General features: G+C 61.5%; 16 protein-coding genes. 6 read left to right on the top strand and 10 right to left on the bottom strand.

Annotated features, from left to right (window positions below):
* Nucleotides 1-245 precede the first annotated feature (245 nt).
* Genes IHQ43_RS16520 through IHQ43_RS16530 form a run of 3 tightly spaced genes read left to right on the top strand, consistent with a single transcriptional unit; the run spans nucleotide 246 to nucleotide 5,709 of the window.
* Nucleotides 246-1,490, top strand: a complete 1,245-nt coding sequence (locus IHQ43_RS16520; RefSeq protein ID WP_192561328.1) for an exonuclease SbcCD subunit D C-terminal domain-containing protein — start codon at nucleotides 246-248, stop codon at nucleotides 1,488-1,490.
* Nucleotides 1,487-5,128, top strand: coding sequence for an AAA family ATPase (locus tag IHQ43_RS16525; protein WP_192561329.1), 3,642 nt, complete (start codon nucleotides 1,487-1,489; stop codon nucleotides 5,126-5,128). The genes IHQ43_RS16520 and IHQ43_RS16525 overlap by 4 nt, the downstream gene beginning before the upstream one ends.
* On the top strand, nucleotides 5,125-5,709 hold the full coding sequence (locus IHQ43_RS16530) for a glutathione S-transferase (protein WP_192561330.1): 585 nt from the start codon (nucleotides 5,125-5,127) through the stop codon (nucleotides 5,707-5,709). The genes IHQ43_RS16525 and IHQ43_RS16530 overlap by 4 nt, the downstream gene beginning before the upstream one ends.
* Nucleotides 5,710-5,714: 5 nt before the next feature.
* Here IHQ43_RS16530 and IHQ43_RS16535 read toward each other — a convergent pair whose 3' ends face one another.
* The 8 genes from IHQ43_RS16535 to IHQ43_RS16570 all read right to left on the bottom strand — a co-directional run bounded on the left by IHQ43_RS16535 (nucleotide 5,715) and on the right by IHQ43_RS16570 (nucleotide 12,469).
* Entirely contained in the window at nucleotides 5,715-5,972 is a 258-nt protein-coding gene (locus tag IHQ43_RS16535) for a hypothetical protein (RefSeq protein WP_192561331.1), read from the bottom strand.
* A complete protein-coding gene (locus IHQ43_RS16540; protein WP_192561332.1) occupies nucleotides 5,969-6,181 on the bottom strand; it encodes a hypothetical protein in 213 nt (70 codons plus the stop codon). The genes IHQ43_RS16535 and IHQ43_RS16540 overlap by 4 nt, the downstream gene beginning before the upstream one ends.
* Before the next feature lie 255 nt (nucleotides 6,182-6,436).
* Nucleotides 6,437-6,616 carry a hypothetical protein gene (locus IHQ43_RS16545; RefSeq protein WP_007941320.1) on the bottom strand — a complete coding sequence of 60 codons (180 nt, stop codon included), beginning with the start codon at nucleotides 6,614-6,616 and terminating at the stop codon, nucleotides 6,437-6,439.
* Nucleotides 6,617-6,772: 156 nt separating this feature from the next.
* Nucleotides 6,773-7,948, bottom strand: coding sequence for a lactonase family protein (locus IHQ43_RS16550; RefSeq protein WP_192561333.1), 1,176 nt, complete (start codon nucleotides 7,946-7,948; stop codon nucleotides 6,773-6,775).
* Entirely contained in the window at nucleotides 7,945-8,253 is a 309-nt protein-coding gene (locus IHQ43_RS16555) for a DUF5629 family protein (protein ID WP_192561334.1), read from the bottom strand. The genes IHQ43_RS16550 and IHQ43_RS16555 overlap by 4 nt, the downstream gene beginning before the upstream one ends.
* A gap of 165 nt (nucleotides 8,254-8,418) precedes the next feature.
* A complete protein-coding gene (locus IHQ43_RS16560) occupies nucleotides 8,419-9,999 on the bottom strand; it encodes an aldehyde dehydrogenase (NADP(+)) (protein WP_192561335.1) in 1,581 nt (526 codons plus the stop codon).
* A 9-nt stretch (nucleotides 10,000-10,008) separates the two neighbouring features.
* Nucleotides 10,009-11,001, bottom strand: a complete 993-nt coding sequence (gene araD1, locus IHQ43_RS16565) for an AraD1 family protein (protein WP_192561336.1) — start codon at nucleotides 10,999-11,001, stop codon at nucleotides 10,009-10,011.
* Nucleotides 11,002-11,146: 145 nt separating this feature from the next.
* Entirely contained in the window at nucleotides 11,147-12,469 is a 1,323-nt protein-coding gene (locus IHQ43_RS16570) for an MFS transporter (protein ID WP_007957417.1), read from the bottom strand.
* A 193-nt stretch (nucleotides 12,470-12,662) separates the two neighbouring features.
* Here IHQ43_RS16570 and IHQ43_RS16575 point away from each other — a divergent pair, with 193 nt between their 5' ends.
* Nucleotides 12,663-14,399, top strand: a complete 1,737-nt coding sequence (locus tag IHQ43_RS16575) for an IlvD/Edd family dehydratase (RefSeq protein ID WP_192561337.1) — start codon at nucleotides 12,663-12,665, stop codon at nucleotides 14,397-14,399.
* Between the two features lie 186 nt (nucleotides 14,400-14,585).
* On the top strand, nucleotides 14,586-15,305 hold the full coding sequence (locus tag IHQ43_RS16580; RefSeq protein ID WP_007957415.1) for a FadR/GntR family transcriptional regulator: 720 nt from the start codon (nucleotides 14,586-14,588) through the stop codon (nucleotides 15,303-15,305).
* 179 nt (nucleotides 15,306-15,484) lie between these two features.
* Here the strand turns inward: IHQ43_RS16580 and IHQ43_RS16585 are convergent, their stop codons facing one another.
* Both IHQ43_RS16585 and IHQ43_RS16590 read right to left on the bottom strand, forming a co-directional pair.
* A complete protein-coding gene (locus tag IHQ43_RS16585) occupies nucleotides 15,485-17,869 on the bottom strand; it encodes an efflux RND transporter permease subunit (RefSeq protein ID WP_007957414.1) in 2,385 nt (794 codons plus the stop codon).
* Nucleotides 17,870-17,897: 28 nt separating this feature from the next.
* The gene (locus tag IHQ43_RS16590; RefSeq protein ID WP_192561338.1) at nucleotides 17,898-18,926 is read right to left on the bottom strand and encodes a WD40/YVTN/BNR-like repeat-containing protein; all 1,029 of its coding nucleotides are present in this window, start codon (nucleotides 18,924-18,926) and stop codon (nucleotides 17,898-17,900) included.
* 447 nt (nucleotides 18,927-19,373) lie between these two features.
* On the opposite strand from IHQ43_RS16590, the gene IHQ43_RS16595 reads away from it, so the two are divergent.
* Entirely contained in the window at nucleotides 19,374-19,964 is a 591-nt protein-coding gene (locus IHQ43_RS16595; RefSeq protein ID WP_007957412.1) for an amino acid synthesis family protein, read from the top strand.
* Nucleotides 19,965-19,988 lie beyond the last annotated feature (24 nt).

Genomic DNA, 19,988 nt, shown 5'->3' on the forward strand with positions numbered 1-19,988 from the left:
ATGTCTCTGTGACCTATCGTGGCGTGCAGGTTGAAGCACGACGAGTCGCCAGCCCCAAAAACGATATCAATATAGTGGCGCGATGGTAGGTAACCGGTGCCGGGTCGTCAATTAATGGGCTCACCGAGATCGCGGCCGCCGCCTCCCGGACAAGCCTACCCGCCGCAATAATCTGTAAACTCTCCCCTCTTTCGCCGCCCCTCTCATCCCGGCGGCCATCACCTCTTTATATTGAGGAGTCAGCCTTGCGTCTGTTTCACACCTCCGACTGGCACCTTGGGCAGAACCTGCACGGCCAGGAGCGCGATTTCGAGCACGCCTGTTTTCTCGAGTGGCTGCTGCGCCAATTGAAGCTGGCGCAGCCGGACGTGCTGCTGATTGCCGGCGACATCTTCGACACGGTCAATCCACCGGTCAAAGCCCAGGAACGCCTCTACGATTTCATCGTCAGCGCCCACGAACAGCAACCGTTGCTGACTATCGTGATGATCGCCGGCAACCACGACTCCGGCTCGCGGATCGAGCTGCCCGCGCCGTTGATGCGGCGTTTGCGCACCCATGCACTGGGCCGAGTGTTGTGGCTGGATGACGGGCAACTGGATGCTGAGCGTCTGCTGTTGCCGCTGCCGGACGCCACCGGTGAAATCGCCGCGTGGTGCCTGGCGCTGCCGTTCCTGCGGCCTGCCGAAGTGACCGGCGCGCATCTGGGCGATAACTACCTGCGCGGCATCGGTCAGGTTCACGAATGGCTGATCGAAGCGGCCAACGCCAAGCGCCAGCCAGGCCAGGCGCTGGTCGCCATCAGCCATGCACACATGGCCGGTGGCTCGGTGTCGGAAGACTCAGAACGCAGCCTGATCATCGGCAACGCCGAAGCCTTGCCCGCCAGCCTGTTCGGGCCGAGCATCAGCTACGTTGCCCTCGGCCATTTGCACAAACCGCAGAAGGTCAACGGCGAAGAACGGATTCGCTACAGCGGCTCGCCGATCCCGCTGTCGTTCTCGGAAATCGCTTATCAACATCAGATTCTCGACATCGTGCTCGACGGCGAAACCCTGGTCAGCGTCGAGCCAATGCTGATCCCCCGCTCCGTCAATCTGCAGCGTCTCGGCCCGGCACCACTGGCCGAAATCCTGCTGCAACTGGCGGACCTGCCGAACATCGATCTGCTGGCCGAAACCCAGCGCCAGCCGTGGCTGGAAGTGCGGGTGCGTCTCGACGAGCCGCAACCGGATCTGCGCCATCAGGTCGAAAGCGCCCTGCAAGGCAAGGCTGTGCGACTGGTGCGAATTGCCGCCGAATACGCCGGCAACCGGGGCGCTGACGGCGCCGAGGACGGCAGCGCGCTGATCGAACTGGACCAGCTCACGCCGCAGGAATTGTTCAGCCGCGCCTGGCTCGACAACTACGGCAGCGAGGTCGACGAGCAAACCCTCAAGGACTTCGCCGAACTGCTGCAAGACGTACAAATGGAGGGCGAGCAGCCATGAAGATTCTCGCCATTCGCTTGAAGAACCTCGCGTCGCTGGCCGGCCCGTTCGAGATCGACTTCACCGCCGAACCGCTGGCCAGCGCCGGACTGTTTGCGATCACCGGCCCGACCGGCGCCGGCAAAAGTACTTTGCTCGATGCGCTGTGCCTGGCGCTGTTCGGCGCCGTGCCGCGCCTGAACAACACCGGGCGTGACGCCAAGGTGCCGGACGCCGACGGCGAAATCGCCACCGGCGACCCGCGCACCCTGCTGCGTCGTGGCACCGGTGAAGGTTTTGCCGAAGTGGATTTTATCGGCGTCGACGGTCGCCGCTATCGCGCGCGCTGGGAAGCCAATCGCGCCCGGGAAAAGGCCGGCGGCAAGTTGCAGGCCAGCCGTCAGAGCCTGCGCGACATCGATCAGGATCAACTGCTCGCCAGCCAGAAAGGCGAGTACAAGACTCAGCTCGAAGCCGCGCTGGGCCTGAACTTCGAACAGTTCACCCGCGCCGTGCTGCTGGCCCAGAGCGAGTTCAGCGCCTTCCTCAAGGCCGACGACAACGACCGCAGCGAACTGCTGGAAAAACTCACCGATACCGCGCTCTACACCCGCCTCGGCCGGCGCGCGTTCGACAAGACCAAAGAGGCCCGCGAAGCCCACAAGCAGTTGCAGGATCAGGCCACCGGCGTGACCCCGCTGGCGCCCGAGGCTCGCGCGGAACTCGACGAGCGCTTCAATGCCGCCCAGCAACAACTCAAATTGCAGCAGACGCAGCTCAAGCAGATCGAGCAACAGCACGATTGGCTCAAGGAGCTGCTGCGGCTGCAAGACTCGCAACAAGCCGCCGCCGAACAACTGAGCAGCGCCGAGCACGAACGGGAGTCGCTGGCCGGTGAGCGTTTGAAGCTCACCCGACTGGAACAACTTGCCCCGCAACGGCACCAGTTCGCCCGCAAAACCGAACTCGATGCACTGCTGACGCCGCTGGCGGAACAGATCAATGCGCACACCCGGCAACAAGGCGAACTGGCTGAGCGCCAGACTCGGCTGGAACAGGATCTCGCCGCAGCGCAGACCGCCCTGACCCAGGCACAAACGCAGCAAAGCGAAAGCGCACCGCTGTTGCGTCTGGCGTTCGAGGAGCAAAGCACCCTTGCCCGCCTCGCCAAGGATGTCGCGTCCGGCGCCGAAGCGAAGCAAGCCGCCGAGCAGGCCTGCGCCCAAGGCCAGAGCACGATCCAGACCCTGCTCGATCAGCAAAAACAGGTCGCTGAACGCTTGCAACGCATTGCCACCGATCTTGAGCAAAGCGCCCATCTGGCACCGTTGAGCGAAGCGTGGAATGCCTACCGCGACCGCTTGCAGCAACTGATGCTGATCGGCAATCGGTTGAACAAGGGTCAAAGCGAACTCGCTTCCCTCGAAGAAAACGCCACCCGCGCCACCGAAGCGCTCGCCACGCAGAAGCAGCAACTGGAAGTGCTCTTCAAGGAAGCCGGCGCCGAGCCTGACGCGGTCGCCGAGCAGATCGGCATCCTCGGCAACCTGTTGCAGGACAACCGCAAACAACTGCGCGCCGTCGAAGACCTGTCGCGCCTGTGGGCCAGTCAGCAGGAGCTGGACAATCGCAGTGCCGAGCTGCAACAGCGTCAACTCGATGCACAACAGGAACGCGAGCGCCTGACCCAGGACGGGGTGAAAACCAAGTCCGAACTGGCCGTCGCCGAACAGACCCTCAACGTCACCCGTGAACTGCTCGAGCGTCAGCGTCTGGCCCGCAGTGCCAGTGTCGAAGAACTGCGCGCGCAATTGCAGGACGACCAGCCGTGCCCGGTCTGCGGCAGCAACGAGCACCCGTATCACCAGCCGGAAGCCCTGTTGCAAAGCCTCGGTCGTCACGATGAAAACGAGCAGGCCAGCGCGCAGCAAGCGGTCGATCAACTGAAGGAAAAAATCACGGAGCTGCGTGCCAGTGTTGGTGGCGTGATTGCCCAACAGAAAGAGCTGTTGCAACAGCAGGAACAACTGGCGGCCCAACAGCAAGCGCTGACGCCAAGCATCGAGGCGCATCCGCTGGCGGCATCGTTGCTGAATCAGGACAGTGACAAGCGCGCTGCGTGGCTCACCCGCCAGAATGAACAACTGAATCAGAGCATCACCCAGGACGAACAGCGCCAGACCGCCCTGCTCACGCTGCAACAGGATGCGGCGCGGCTGACCCAGCAATTGCGTCACGCCGAAACCGCGCACCAGCAAGCGTCGCAGCACCTGAGCAATCAGCAACGCGAACTGAGTGCTGACCGCCAGCGCCTGGACGAAGAACTGGCGGCCTTCGCCACACTGCTGCCGAGCGACACCCTCGACGCCTTGCGCGCCGAACCGGCCGCGACCTTCATGCAGCTTGACCGGCAGATTGCCGAACGTCTGGCGCAAGTCGATCAGCAGAAGGAAGAACTGGCCGAGCAACAACAACGCCAGCAGACGCTCGAGAAAGAACAGGACCGCCAACAGAGCCGTGCGCAGCAGCTGCAAAACGCTGAGCAGCAACTCAACGCGCTGACCGAGCAACAACTCGCCAGCCAGCAGAAGCTTGCGCAATTGCTCGGCGATCACAACTGCGCCGAACACTGGCAGCAGCAACTGGAACAAGCCGTGGAACAGGCACGCAACGCCGAATCCACGACGACTCAAGCACTTCAGGACGCGCGTACGCAGCTCGTGCAAATCGCCGCCGAACTGAAAGCGCAGCAGGAGCGTCTGCAAGCGCTCGAAACCGAAGACCGCGATCTGGCCGGCAAGATTGCCGACTGGCGCGCTCGCCATCCGGAGCTGGATGACGGCGGCCTCGAAGATCTGCTGCGGGCCGATGACGCGCAGGTCGATGAGTTGCGCCAGCGCTTGCAGCACAACGAAAAAGCCGTTGAACAGGCCAGGGTGTTGTTGCAGGAACGCGATCAGCGCCTGCTCGATCATCAGGCCCAACACAACGGCAACCTGGATGCCGAACAACTCGCCAGCGCCCTCGCCGACCTGCAACACCAGTGCACGGCCAGCGAACAGCAATGCGCCGAACTGCGCGCCGAGCAAGCCGAAGACCAGCGCCGCCAGAACGCCAATCAGGCGCTGGCGCAGCAAATCGCCGACGCCTATGCCGAGTATCAGCGCTGGGCGCGGCTCAATGCGCTGATCGGTTCGGCCACCGGCGACACCTTCCGCAAGATCGCCCAGGCTTACAACCTCGACCTGCTGGTGCATCACGCCAACGTACAACTGCGGCAACTGGTCAAGCGCTATCGCCTCAAGCGCGGCGGCAGCATGCTCGGCCTGCTGGTGATGGACACTGAAATGGGCGACGAACTGCGCTCGGTGCATTCGCTGTCCGGCGGCGAAACCTTCCTGGTGTCGCTGGCCCTCGCCCTGGGCCTGGCCTCGATGGCGTCGAGCACGTTGAAGATCGAATCGCTGTTCATCGACGAAGGTTTCGGCAGCCTCGATCCGGAATCCCTGCAACTGGCCATGGACGCCCTCGACGGCTTGCAGGCGCAGGGCCGCAAGGTCGCGGTGATTTCCCACGTGCAGGAAATGCACGAGCGGATTCCGGTGCAGATTCAGGTACAGCGCCAGGGCAACGGTTTGAGCACACTGGAGGTGAAATGAACACGCTGTATTCCTTCCGCCGCTGCCCGTACGCGATGCGGGCGCGGATGGCCCTGCGTTATTCGGGTGTGCCGGTGGACATCGTCGAAGTCAGCCTCAAGGCCAAACCGGCGGAGATGCTGGAGATCTCGCCCAAGGGCACGGTGCCGGTGCTGGATGCGGGCGGTCAGGTGATCGATGAAAGCCTGGAGATCATGCGCTGGGCGCTGGCGCAGAACGATCCGGATAACTGGTTGCTGGGTGGCGATTCAAGGATCGCCGAATTGATCGAAGCCAACGATCAAGTGTTCAAGGTTCACTTGAATCGCTACAAGTACGCCGAGCGTTATCCGGAACAACCGATGGAGGTTTATCGCGCCGAAGGTGCTCTGTTCTTGCAGAAACTGGATGAGTTGCTCGGGGGGCGTGATTACTTGCTGACCGGGCATCCGAGCCTGGCTGATATCGCGTTATTGCCCTTCGTTCGCCAGTTCGCCCATGTTGATCGCGACTGGTTTGCGCAGACGCCTTACGTGCGGTTGCAGGCCTGGTTGCAGCGGTTTCTGGAATCGGAACTGTTCACCGGCATCATGAAAAAGTAGGCGCGTTACGTCAGCACTTCACACATGCCGATGGCCGAGCAATCCACTTCAAACGGGCCGAGAAAACCGCTGGGGGTTTTCACCGGCGGATTGCCGGCCAGCAGCCCCAGCGCATTGGCCCGTTCGATGTTGTGAGCGATGCTGTGGTTGGCCTCTATGGCTCGGGCCAGTCCACCGACCGAGCCCTGACCGAATCCCAAAAGCGAAGCGCCGTTGGTCATGAACGCCAGTCCGGCAATGACCCAGAGTCTGTAGCCTTTCATGCTCCGCCGACTCCCGCGAGTTCAGTTGAATCCACCGTCGCGTTCTGCGAGCGGAGTTCGAACTGGATGCCGGGATGTGCAACGTCGATCGGTGCTTCGAAGCTGTGTTGCGACTGCGACGCCAGACTGACAAACAGCACCATGACCAGGTACAGACCGATGGCCACGTAGGCGCCGCGTTTGGCGGAAGTGATGATTGAACTGGCCATGATGTGTGCTCCGCGGACAATGTTTCGAGGTCCACAGAATCGATCAAAAAAGCCGGGGTAACCACTCAGGGTTTTCCATAGTAACCATCAGCTTCGTTGATTATTTAGCCGGTCTATCTCGTCGTTTGAAAATAGCTATCGCCGGTCGCTGCGCAGGCAAAAAACTGCCCAAGGCTGCGATCTTTTGATTTTGCTTTTTGATAAACAAGATCAAAGGATCGCAGCCTTGGGCAGTTCCAGGGTGTGACGGAAATTTCAGTGTTGAGCTTTGTGATCCAGCGCGGCGTAGAAGTTGGCGCTTTGTTGCAGGTATTTCTGGGTGTAGCTCTGGGTGTGGGATTTTTTGTCGCTGATTTCAACGTTGGCGCTGGCAGGCAGGGCCACGGTGGCGGAGATGGCGGAAGCGGCAATCACGGAGAAGAGATTGAAGTTCATGGCGGTAACCCTCGTGTTCAGTTGGCTTGCTTGCCCGGTTGGGCCGTGAAGCAAACTTAACGCTCGAGGGTTGATCGCTTGAAATGCTTTGCAACATTACCTGTTATCAGCAGGATTAATACAAAGCTTCAGGCCCCGCAAACCGGGGCCTGCGGCTTATTGACGCACGAGAAACTTGAGGTCGCTCGGGGCGTCCATCGGCAGTTTTTGCACGGTTTTGCCCAGCAGACCGGTCTTGCCGTCACGCTCGACCACGACAATCTGGTTGCTTTTCTGGTTGGCGATCAGCAGGAATTTGCCGCTTGGATCGAGGCTGAACTCACGCGGGTGATCGCCATCCACCGAACGTCGTTGCAGTTCCTTGAGCTGGCCGCTGGCCGGGTCGATGGCGAACACCAGCAACTGATTGGCGGTGCCACGGTTGCTGACGTAGAGGAATTTGCCATCGGCGGACGCGTGCAGCGCGGCGGCGGCTTTGTCCGAAGTCGGCTGGCCGGCAGCCAGATCGACCATTTGCGTCTGGGTCAGTACGCCGTCCTTGTAGTCGAATACCGCGACCTGAGCACTCATTTCCATGGTCAGCCAGGCATGTTTACCGTCCGCGCTGAACAGCAGATGACGCGGGCCGCTGCCGGCTGGCAGTTGCACCGACGCGGTTTTCGCCGGGGTCAGCGGCAGGTCCGGGTTGGCTTTCGGGTCGAATTGGTAGATGAAGACCTTGTCCGCACCGAGGTCGTTGGAGAACACGTATCGGCCATCCGGCGAGGACACCGTCGAGTGTACGTGGTTCGAAGCCTGGCGCTCGGGATTGACCCGGCTCGCCGGGTGCGCACTCATCTGCACCACTGGTTTGAGTTTGCCGTCGCTGCCCACCGGCAACACCGCGAGGGTGCCGCCCGGATCTTCGACCACCGAGTAGTTGCTGACGAACAGATGGCTGGCGTCGCCGCTGAGGCTCGAGTGGGTCGGCTCGTTGCCCAGGCTCTGGACCTGATTGATCAGGATGAGCGCGTGGGTCTTCGGATCGATCGAATAACTGCTGACGCGGCCAACCGGATCTTTCTGGCCAGGACCGTTTTCGTTGACCGCGAACACCCGGTGCTGATCCTTCGACAGGGTCAGCCATGACGGGTTTTCACTCTTGATCACTTGCATCGGCTTGGCGTCGATCTGGCCGGTGGCGCTGTCGAAGTTCATCCGGTAAATGCCTTCGCTGGTGCCGGCGGTGTAGGAGCCCACCAAAAACTGGAAGCTCTCGGCCGAGGCGCTGGAAAGCCCCATCGCGCCGACGCTGCCGGCCATCAGCAATGGCCAGAATTTACGCATGTTCATTCGGTTTCATCCTCGTCGTCGGCGCTGCTGAGTACATCGCCGAGGCAGACCAGACGGTGTTCGCCGACGGTTTTGGTGTCGCTGGCAAAACCGACGATCAGCCAGCTCTGCAGATCTTCATCAAACGTCGCCGCAGCCACCTGCGCCGGGGTGAACTCCCAATGCTTGGCTGCCCGGCCATCGATGCATTCGATGTGCAGGTTGTCGTCTTCGTCGAGGGCGAATTCGAAAGCGTGCAGGCCGTCGATTTCGACCATACCGCAGTGTTCGAGGGCGTTGAGAAGGGTGTCGGTTACGGCAGTCATGGCAATCATGTCTTTCAGGGGGAAAGGGCCAATGATAGCTCAAAGCAGCCGCTGAGCCCCTGTGGGAGCGAGCTTGCTCGCGAATACGGAGTGTCAGGCAATCAACAAGTGACTGGACGGCCGCCTTCGCGAGCAAGCTCGCTCCCACAGGGATCTCGCTGTGGCTTAGAGGGCGTCGCGCGATGGCTTGCCATCGACCAACCGCTGGATGCGCAGCGGATTGGCGTTTTTCAGCGGTTCCGGCAGCAGGCTGTCGGGGTAGTTCTGGAAGCACACCGGACGCAGGAAACGATCGATTGCCAGCGTACCCACCGAGGTGCCGCGAGCATCGGACGTCGCCGGATACGGCCCGCCGTGAACCATCGAATCGCACACTTCAACACCGGTCGGATAACCATTGAGCAGGATCCGCCCGACCTTCTGCTCCAGCAGCGGTGTCAGCTCCGGGAACCGTTCGAAATCGGCTTGCTCGCCGATAATCGTTGCCGTCAGTTGTCCATGCAGCCCCTGCAACGCCGCGCTCAACTGCGCCTTGTCGGCCACTTCGACGATCACCGTGGTCGGGCCGAACACTTCTTCCTGCAGCACTTCATCGCCATCGATCAACAGGCTGACATCGGCCTTGAACAACTGCGGCTGCGCCTGATTGCCTTGCTGCGAATTACCCGCCAGATGCTCGATACCGGCGTGGGCCAAGAGTTTTTCCAGACCTTTGCCGTAGCTGCCCAGCGTGCCGGTATTGAGCATGGTTTGCGCCGGTTGATCGCCGATCAGCGCCGCGACTTGCTCGATGAACGCCGTGAACTGCGGCGAGCGAATACCGATCACCAATCCCGGATTGGTACAGAACTGACCGCAGCCCTGCACCACCGACGCGGTCAGATCGCGGGCGACGGTTTCCGAACGCACGGCCAGGGCCTGGGGCAGCACGATCACCGGGTTGATGCTCGACATCTCGGCGAACACCGGAATCGGTTGAGGGCGCGCGGCGGCCATGTCACACAGCGCCCGTCCGCCCCGCAGCGAACCGGTGAAACCCACCGCCTGAATGGCCGGATGTTTGACCAGCCATTCGCCGACACCACCGCCGTAGATCATGTTGAACACGCCGGCCGGCATCGCGGTTTTTTCTGCTGCACGGATCAGCGCATTGGCGACAAGCTCAGCGGTGGCCATGTGACCGCTGTGTGCCTTGAACACTACCGGGCAACCGGCGGCCAGTGCCGACGCCGTATCGCCGCCGGCGGTGGAGAATGCCAGCGGAAAGTTGCTCGCACCGAACACCGCCACCGGGCCGAGGCCGATGCGGTACTGGCGCAGATCCGGACGTGGCAGCGGCTGGCGATCCGGCAACGGCAGGTCGATACGCGCACCGTAGAAATCGCCGCGCCGCAGGACTTTGGCGAACAAGCGCATCTGGCCGCTGGTGCGCCCTCTTTCACCCTGAATCCGCCCGGCCGGCAGTGCAGTTTCGCGGCAGACCACGGCGACGAAATCATCGCCCAGCGCATCCAGTTCATCGGCAATCGCCTCAAGAAACTGTGCGCGGCGTTCGGCGCTGAGGCTGCGATACGCCGGATACGCCGCAGCCGCAGCCTTGGCGGCGGCGTCCACCTCCGTTTCCGTGGCCTGAATGAAATCGTGGGGCAGTGCTTCGCCCGTGGTGGCGTCGACGCTTTGCAGCTTGACGTTGCCCGCCGCGCTGCGACGACCGCCGATGTAGTTGTGACCGAGAATCTGAGTCATGGGATCTCCTTAAAGGGTGCCAATGCTGTCCGGTTCGAATGCCGCTGCGACCGGGGCGATGCCGTTGACCAGCGGTGCGCCGAATTCGGCCTGGCTGATTTCGAACACATCGCCCGGCTGAGTGCGAATGCCATCGGCGAACGACAGGGTCGCGGTGCCGAAGAAGTGAATGTGCACGTCGCCAGGACGCAGGAACTGGCTGTATTTGAAGTGGTGGTATTCGAGGTTCGCCAGGCTGTGGCACATGTTGGCCTCGCCGCTGAGGAACTCGTTCTGCCACAGCACTTCCCCGTTGCGCAGGATGCGACTGGTGCCCGCCAGGTGTTGAGGCAATTCACCCGTGCGAAGTTCCGGGCCGTAGCTGCAACTGCGCAGTTTCGAGTGGGCCAGGTACAGGTAATTCTTGCGCTCCATGACGTGATCGGAGAACTCGTTGCCCACCGCAAAACCGAGGCGATACGGCTTGCCGTCATGGCCGATGATGTAGAGGCCGGCCATCTCTGGCTCTTCACCGGCGTCTTCGGCAAACGGCGGCAGCGGGAACGGCTGGCCAGGTCGCACGACGATGCTGCCGTCGCCCTTGTAGAACCACTCCGGCTGCACGCCGGCCTGCCCCGCCGCCGGTTTACCACCCTCCACGCCCCATTTGAAGATGCGCATGGTGTCGGTCATCGCCGCTTCGTCGCCGGCCTGTTGGTGCATCTTGTCCCGGGCCGACGCGCTGCCGAGGTGCGTAAGGCCGGTGCCGCTGACCAGCATGTGCGCCGGGTCCGGGTGATCCAGCGGCGGCAGGATGCGCAGTTTGGCCAGCAATTCGGCGTAATCGTGGCTGATGCCCAGGCCCAGGGTTTGCACTTGCTGCGCCAGGGTGCTGCCGGCCTCGATCGCGGCCAGGGCGAGATCGCGGACCGTGCGCGCATCCTGCACTTCACGCACCAGACCGTCCTCGACCACCCCGACGCGGCGCTCGCCGTTACTCAATTCGAATTGAACCAGATGCATGTTTTTCTCCTATTACCTCAAAAAACACCGCTGATCCCTGTGGGAGCTGGCTTGCCAGCGATAGCCATCTGTCAGATACATCAATGCTGAATGTGCTGACGTCATCGCTGGCAAGCCAGCTCCCACAAGTAACAGCGCCGATCATTCAGGTGCGCGTGGCGCCTCGGGCGCTCGCTGCAAATTGCTCGACTGGGAGCACATGCTTGCGCTCCAGCAAGCGATAGACGACGCCCGTCAGAATCAGTCCGAACACCATCACGCCGGACAGGAAGTACAGGCCCGAAGCGAGGTTGCCGGTGTATTCCTTCAAGGCGCCGATCACGAACGGGCCGATGTAGCCGCCGAGGTTGCCCACCGAGTTGATCAAGGCAATCCCGGCCGCCGCACTGGCGCCGGCAAAGAACCGCCCCGGCAACGTCCAGAACACCGCCGTGCAGGAAAACAGCGCGAACGCCACCAGACACAACGCCGCCAGTTGCGCCACCGGCAACGACAGCCAGGCACTGAGGAACAGGCCGATCGCGCCCAGCACATAAAGCACCGCCAGATGGCCGTAACGATCATTCAAACGGTCGGAACTGCGCGGAATGATCAGCAGGCCGATGATCCCGAAAATGTACGGTACCGATGACACGAAACCGGTGACCAGATCGCTGCCGCCGAACTGTTTGATCAGGGTCGGCAACCACAGGCCCAGGCCATAAATGCTCAGGGTCACCGGCAGGTAGAACAGCGCCAGCAGCAACACCCGTTTGTCTTTCAGCGCATGCAGCGGATTGCCGTGACGGGTCTGGCCGTATTCCTGCAGGTCCTTTTTCAGCTCGCCGGTCAGCCAGTCCTTCTCGGCCTGGTCCATCCATTTCACTTGCTGCGGGCCGTCCGGCAGCCAGCGCAATACGGGCCAGGTCAGCAGGATCGCCGGGGTGCCGATGACGATGAACAGCCACTGCCAGCCGTGCAGGCCGAGGATGCCGTCCATGCCCAGCAAACCGCCCGAAACGGGGCCGGTGATCATCATCGCGATGGGTTGGGAAAGGATGAACAGCCCGAGGATCTTGCCGCGATGGCGCACCGGGAACCATTGGGTGATGTAGTACAGAACGCCGGGAAAGAACCCCGCCTCCGCCGCGCCGAGCAGAAAGCGCATCACGTAGAAACTGTGCGGCCCCTGCACGAACGCCATGCCGATGGTGATCGCGCCCCAGGTGATCATGATCCGCGCAAACCAGCGCCGCGCGCCGAAGCGTTCGAGCATCAGGTTGCTGGGGATTTCAAACAGAAAATAGCCGATGAAAAACAGCCCGGCGCCAAGCCCGTAGGCGGCATCGCCGATGCCGATGTCGGCGCCCATGTGCAGCTTGGCGAAGCCGACGGCGGAGCGATCCACATAGGCGATCAGGTACAGCAGGATCAGGAAGGGAATCAGTTTCAGCGTGATGCGCCGGACAAGCCGCAGTTCCTGGCTCATGGGATCGGTCTCCGATTGTAGTTTTTATGGAACCTCGGGGGACGCCTCTCGCAAAAAACCGCCAGGGTCATCCCTCCGTCGAAATCGACTATATAGTAATACTAATTACGCAACAACACTTCCAAACCGCCGATTTTGCGCTTATGTTTAGCCAAAGCTCGCAAACAATAGTCTTACAATAAGAGAATCGATCATGTCTGATAAGAAACCCACCCTGCGCTCCGCCCAATGGTTTGGCACGGCCGACAAGAACGGCTTCATGTACCGCAGCTGGATGAAGAATCAAGGCATCGCCGACCATCAGTTCCATGGCAAGCCGATCATCGGCATCTGCAACACCTGGTCGGAACTGACGCCGTGCAACGCGCACTTCCGCCAGATCGCGGAGCACGTCAAGCGCGGGGTGATCGAGGCCGGCGGGTTCCCGGTGGAATTCCCGGTGTTCTCCAACGGCGAATCGAACCTGCGCCCGACCGCCATGCTGACCCGCAACCTGGCGAGCATGGACGTCGAGGAAGCGATTCGCGGCAACCCGATTGACGGCGTGGTGCTGCTGACCGGTTGCGACAAGACCACCCCGGCCCTGCTGATGGGCGCGGCCAGTTGCGACGTGCCGGCGATCGTGGTTACCGGCGGGCCGATGCTCAACGGCAAGCACAAGGGCAAGGACATTGGTTCCGGCACGGTGGTCTGGCAGCTCAGCGAACAGGTCAAAGCCGGCACTATCACGATTGACGATTTCCTCGCGGCCGAGGGCGGCATGTCCCGCTCGGCCGGTACCTGCAACACCATGGGCACCGCGTCGACCATGGCCTGCATGGCCGAAGCCTTGGGCACTTCGCTGCCGCACAACGCGGCGATTCCGGCGGTGGATGCGCGGCGTTATGTGCTGGCGCACATGTCCGGCATGCGTGCGGTCGAGATGGTTCGTGAAGATCTGAAGCTGTCGAAGATCCTGACCAAGGAAGCCTTCGAGAACGCGATCCGGGTCAATGCGGCGATTGGCGGTTCGACCAACGCGGTAATCCACCTCAAAGCCATCGCCGGGCGCATCGGCGTCGAGCTGGATCTGGACGACTGGACCCGGATGGGCCGTGGCATGCCGACCATCGTCGACCTGCAACCGTCCGGGCGTTTCCTGATGGAAGAGTTCTACTACGCCGGGGGCTTGCCGGCCGTGCTACGTCGCCTGGGCGAGGCCAATCTGATTCCCAACCCGAACGCTTTGACCGTCAATGGCAAATCCATCGGCGAGAACACCAAGGACGCACCGATCTACGGTGAAGACGAAGTGATCCGCACCCTCGACAATCCGATACGCGCCGACGGCGGTATCTGTGTGTTGCGCGGCAACCTGGCGCCACTGGGCGCAGTACTCAAGCCGTCAGCCGCCACGCCGGAACTGATGCAGCACCGTGGCCGCGCCGTCGTGTTCGAGAACTTCGACATGTACAAGGCGCGAATCAACGACCCGGAACTGGACGTCGATGCGAACTCGATCCTGGTGATGAAAAACTGCGGGCCGAAGGGTTATCCCGGTATGGCCGAAGTCGGCAACATGGGCTTGCCGGCCAAGCTCCTGGCGCAGGGTGTGACCGACATGGTGCGCATTTCCGACGCCCGCATGAGCGGCACTGCTTACGGCACCGTTGTGTTGCATGTCGCCCCCGAAGCGGCGGCCGGCGGGCCTTTGGCGGCGGTGAAAGAAGGCGACTGGATCGAGCTGGACTGCGCCAGCGGGCGTTTGCACCTGGACATTCCGGACGCCGAACTGGCGGCGCGCATGGCGGATCTGCAACCGCCGCAGCAGCTGTTGGTGGGTGGGTATCGTCAGCTGTATATCGACCATGTGCTGCAGGCGGATCAAGGCTGCGATTTCGACTTCCTCGTAGGTTGCCGAGGGGCTGAAGTACCGCGCCATTCCCACTAACACCGCCGCCCCTGTGGGAGCTGGCTTGCCAGCGATTACGGTCTGCCAGCTGACACTCATGTTGACTGACACTCCGCCATCGCTGGCAAGCCAGCTCCCACATTTGCTTTGTGTATCCACCTCAAGATTGTGTCGTGCCTGCTATGATGCGCGGCATCTCCATCGCTCAGGATCGCGCCACTCCCCATGGATTACCGCAAACCTTCCGACCGTAAAAGCATGCACTCGCGCATCGTCCAGGAACTGGGCATGCAGATTGTTTCCGGACGCTTTCTGCCCTGCGACAAGCTGCCCGCCGAAGCCTTGCTCTGCGAGGAGTACGCGGTCAGCCGGCCGGTGTTGCGCGAAGCCACGCGAGTGCTGGTCGCCAAGGGCCTGGTGTATTCGAAACCCCGCGTCGGCACCGTGGTCAAGCCGCGCCGTGAATGGCACATGCTCGACCCGGACGTGCTGCACTGGCTGATGCAAAGCAGCCCGCAGAATGAGTTCTTCAATGTCCTGACCAGCGTGCGCAGCATCATCGAACCGGCCGCCGCCGCCCTCGCCGCCCAGCACGCCACCGATGCCGACATTGCGTCGATTGCCGAGGCTTACCAACGCATGGAAGCCGCGCCGACCCCGGAGGCCTTGCTGCAACCGGATCTGGACTTCCACAGCCGGATTGCCGATGCGACGCATAACGACTTGCTGGCGAACCTGTGCAACATGCTGTCGGTGGCGATTGCCGAAGCGCTGAAGCATTCGAATCAGCGGCCGAATCTGCATGAGCTGGCGTTGCCTCGGCACAAGGCGATTTTGACAGCGATCGAAAATCGGGATGCGTTGGGGGCGCGGCATGCGACGTTGGTGCAGCTGGATGATGCGCGCAGTGCGCTTAGTGTCGTGCTTGGCACCGAACTCTCCTGAACACAACAAAACCCTGTGGGAGCTGGCTTGCCAGCGATGAAGGCTGAACATTCAACATTGGTGTGGGCCGCTGATCCGCTATCGCTGGCAAGCCAGCTCCCAGAGGGTTAATCGTGAACTTCGCGACATAAAAAAGCCGCAACCCGAGGGTTGCGGCTTTGTCGTTTCAGGCCCGCCGATCAGTGGGCAAACAACGAATTCCCCTTCTGCCCCGCCAGTTTCTCCGGTTTGATCAGGAACTTCGCCAGTGCCGGCAACAGCCACAGCGCACCGAACATGTTCCACAGCAGCATGAAGGTCAGCATCAGGCCCATGTCGGCCTGGAACTTGATCGCCGAGAAGATCCAGGTGCACACGCCGATCGCCAGACACAGACCGGTGAACAGCACCGCTTTACCGGTGGATTTCAGGGTCTGGTAATAGGCTTCCTGCAACGGCAGGCCGGCACGCAGGAAACTTTCCAGGCGGCTGTAGATGTAGATGCCGTAGTCCACGCCGATCCCCACGCCCAGCGCCACCACCGGCAGCGTCGCCACTTTCACGCCGATGCCCATGAACGCCATCAGCGCGTTGCCCAGCACCGAGGTCAGCACCAGCGGCAGCACGATGCACAGGGTCGCCGCCCACGAGCGGAAGGTGATCATGCACATGACCGCCACGCAGATGTACACCAGGATCAGGATGGTCAGCTCGGACTTCTTGATCACCTCGTTGGTGGCCGCTTCGATCCCGGCGTTACCGGCGGCGAGGATGAATTCCAGGCCTTCCTTGTTGTTTTCCTTGGCGAAGTCCTGCACCGCATGCACCGCGCGATCCAGGGTTTCGGCTTTGTGATCGTTGAGGAACACCAGCACCGGCGCCAGCGAGCAACTGTTGTTGTACAGGCCGTCAGCCCGGGCGATGGAGTTGTTCAGCACGTCCGGGTTGCGCGACAGGGTTTCCCATTTCAGGTTGCCCTCGTTCATGCCCTTGATCATCTGCTTGGACACGGTCACCAGCGAGATCGCCGACTGCACGCCCTCGGTGTTCTGCATCTTCCACATCAGCTCGTCGATCGGCGCCATGGCTTCATAGCGCGAGCAGCCTTCGGACTTGGTCTTGACCATCACCACCAGCACGTCGGAACTGGTCGAGTAGTTGCTGATGATGAAGTTGTTGTCCTTGTTGTAGCGCGAGTCCGGACGCAGTTCCGGCGCGCCCTGGTCGAGGTCGCCGATCTTCAGGTTCTGGCTGTACCAGAGGCCGCCACCGAAGGCGACCAGCGCCAGGGCGATGGAAATCGGGGCGACTTTCGGGTTGGCGAAGTTCGACAGCAGGCGCCAGAACGGATGTTCGCGGTGCGCGTCTTTCTTGCTCTTGGCGATGGCTCGCTTGCTGATGCCGACATAGGAAATCGCCACCGGCAGCAGGATCAGGTTGGTGAACACGATCACCGCCACGCCGATGGAGGCGCCGATGGCCAGCTCGCGAATCACGCCGATGTCGATGATCAGCAGCGTGATGAAGCCGACGGCGTCCGCCAGAATCGCGATCATCCCTGGCAGGAACAGCTGACGGAATGTCCGCCGTGCAGCCGTCAGCGCGTTGTCCGCCTCGCCGGATTGCAGGGCGATCCCGTTGATCTTCTGCACGCCGTGGGAAATACCGATAGCAAAGATCAGGAACGGCACCAGCATCGAATACGGATCCAGGCCGAACCCGAAGAAGTGCATCAACCCGAGTTGCCAGACCACCGCCACCAGCGTGGTGCTCAACACCGCCACGGTGCTGCGCAGGCAGTTGGTGAACCACAGCAGCAGGATCAGGGTGATGACGAAGGCAATGCCGAAGAACATCACCACCATCACCAGGCCGTCGATCAGGTCGCCGACCTTCTTGGCGAAACCGACGATGTGGATCTTGACGTTGGGGTTCTGTGCTTCGAACTTGTTGCGGATCTTGTCTTCAAGCTCATGGGAGAACTGGCGATAGTCCAGCGCCAGCAGCTTGCCCTGGTCCTGCGGGTCCGGGTAGGACTCCAGCAGCGGGATATCGACGATGCTCGACTTGAAGTCGTTGGCCACCAGACGTCCGACCTGACCGGACTTGAGCACGTTGTTGCGCAGCAGATCGAGGCTGTCCTGAGAGCCGTTGTAGCTCTGCGGGATCACTTCGCCACCGGCAAAACCTTCCTCGGTCACTTCGGTCCAGCGCACGCTCGGGCTCCACAACGACTTGAGGCCGGAACGGTCGACGCCGGAGATGTAGAACACCTCGTCGTTGATCTGACGCAGGGTCTCCATGTACTCCTTGGAGAAGATGTCGCCGTCCTTCGCTTCCACCGAAATACGCACGGTGTTGCCCAGGTTCGCCAGATCGTTGCGGTGCTCCATCATCTTTTCAATGAACGGATGCTTGAGCGGGATCATCTTTTCGAAACTGGTGGACGGGCGGATCAGCGTGGCCTGCCAGAACAGGAAAATGCTGACCAGCAGGCAGATCACGATCACTGCCGGGCGGTTGTTGAAGATCAGGCGCTCGAGAAACGTCGCCTTGTCCTGATGATGAGTGCTCAAGGAAGTCATAGCCCCGCCTTCTTATTATTGATTCGGCTCATTTGCCCAGCTCGGCGCCGTTCGCAGTAGTCACCCGAACGCCACCCTGCCCGCTCAGGATCAGATTGCCGTTGCCGGCGGCGGTGACCGACGACAGCGAGATACGATCCGGACGGTTGAACACGCTGAAGGTTTCGCCATTGTCGCTGCTGCTGACCACCGAGCCGCCGTTGCCAACGATGACGATGGAGCCGTCCGCAAGCAGCGTGGCACCGGAAAGGCCGAATTCCAGCGAACCGCGCGCGGCTTTCAGTTCGACTTGCTCCCAGGTGCTGCCGAAATCGGTGGAGCGGTAAAGATTGCCGCGCAGACCGTAAGCCAGCAGGGTTTGCGGTTGCGCCGTGCCGATCACGCCGAACAGCGAACCTTCGTATGGGCCTTCGAGTTTTTCCCAGGTCTGGCCCCAGTCGGCGGAGCGGAACATGCTGCCCGATTCGCCGACGATGAACAGGCCGGCGTCTTTTACCGCACCGATGGCGTTGAGGTGGAACTGGTCTTCGTTGTCGAGGCGATCACTGACGTCTTCCCAGTGCTTGCCGCCGTCGGTGGTTTCCAGCAGCGCGCCGTAGGCACCCACGGCCAGGCCGCTGTTGACGTCCTTGAACCAGACGTCGAGCAGGGGCGATTCGCGCTTGAGGTCTTCGAACTGTTTGGTCCAGGTCAGGCCGCCGTCTTCGCTGGCGAGGATCTGTGCGTCGTGGCCGACGGCCCAGCCGTGCTTGTCATCGACGAAATACACGGAGGTCAGCAACTGGCGGCTCGGCACCTTGGCCTGGGTCCAGGTCTTGCCCTGGTCGTCGGAATAGAGAATGTGTCCGCGATCCCCGACCGCCACCAGCCGGGTTCCGGCATGAACGACATCGAGCATCAGGCTTTTCGAGGCCTTGGCCGATTCGGTGGAATAGACCACGTCGGCTGGCGCTTCGGCGGCGAGCACCGGCGCCGACAATGTGGCAAAGCCCAGCAGAGAGAGTGCTGTGGCCAGCAACGCGGTGTTGCGTAACGCCGGCGGGCGGCAACGACTCATAGACCTTCCCCTGTTTATTATTGTTGGTCATGGACCTTAAGGGCGCCGCAAGGGTGCTCACGGTGACTGCCTGGTCACAAGCATAGTCCTGAAACCCGCCATCCAGAGCCCCTTCGGAAGCTGGCTCATCCTATCGGGCATTCGAAACGTCTGACAATCGGCGCAACGTTATCTTTTGTTAACCGAAAGCAGACCTCTGCAACGAATGAATTTCCCTGTGGGAGCGAGCTTGCTCGCGAAGAGGCCCTTGCAGTCGACATCTTCATTGCCTGACCCAACGCTTTCGCGAGCAAGCTCGCTCCCACAGGGGTCGGTGGTGCCTGTGGAGTTGAATACATGACCATTCGCCGGGGTGATGCGGCAAAAGTCATCGAGGGGACTTGCACGATCGGTATTATGGTATACCATCAGACGCACAGACACTCTTTATCCCCTACGGAGCAGCTCATGAGTTTCGAAATTCGCAAGATCGTCAGCTATGTCGAAGAGACCTTCATTGAAGGCGGCAAGGCGTCCGACACCCCGGTGACCATGGTCGGCCTGGCCGTCGTGATGAAGAACCCGTGGGTCGGCAATGGCTTTGTCGAAGACCTCAAGCCGCAGATCCGCGCCAATTGCTCCGACCTCGGCGCGATGATGGTCGAGCGTCTGGTGGGCATCATCGGCGGCGCCGAGAAGATCGAGGCTTACGGCAAAGCGGCAGTCGTCGGTGCCGATGGCGAGATCGAACACGCCTCGGCGGTGATCCACACCCTGCGTTTCGGCAATCACTATCGCGAAGCGGTCAAGGCCAAGAGTTACCTGAGCTTCACCAACAAGCGCGGCGGTCCGGGCACTTCGATTCAGATCCCGATGATGCACAAGGACGACGAAGGCCTGCGCTCGCACTACATCACCCTGGAAATGCAGATCGAAGACGCCCCGCGCGCCGACGAAATCGTCGTGGTGCTCGGTTGCGCCGACGGTGGTCGCCTGCACCCGCGCATCGGCAACCGCTACATCGATCTGGAAGAACTGGCCGCCGAAAAAGCCCAGTAATCACAATAAAAAAAGGCATTGCAG

The organism is Pseudomonas gozinkensis (assembly GCF_014863585.1).
Classification (GTDB): domain Bacteria; phylum Pseudomonadota; class Gammaproteobacteria; order Pseudomonadales; family Pseudomonadaceae; genus Aquipseudomonas; species Aquipseudomonas gozinkensis.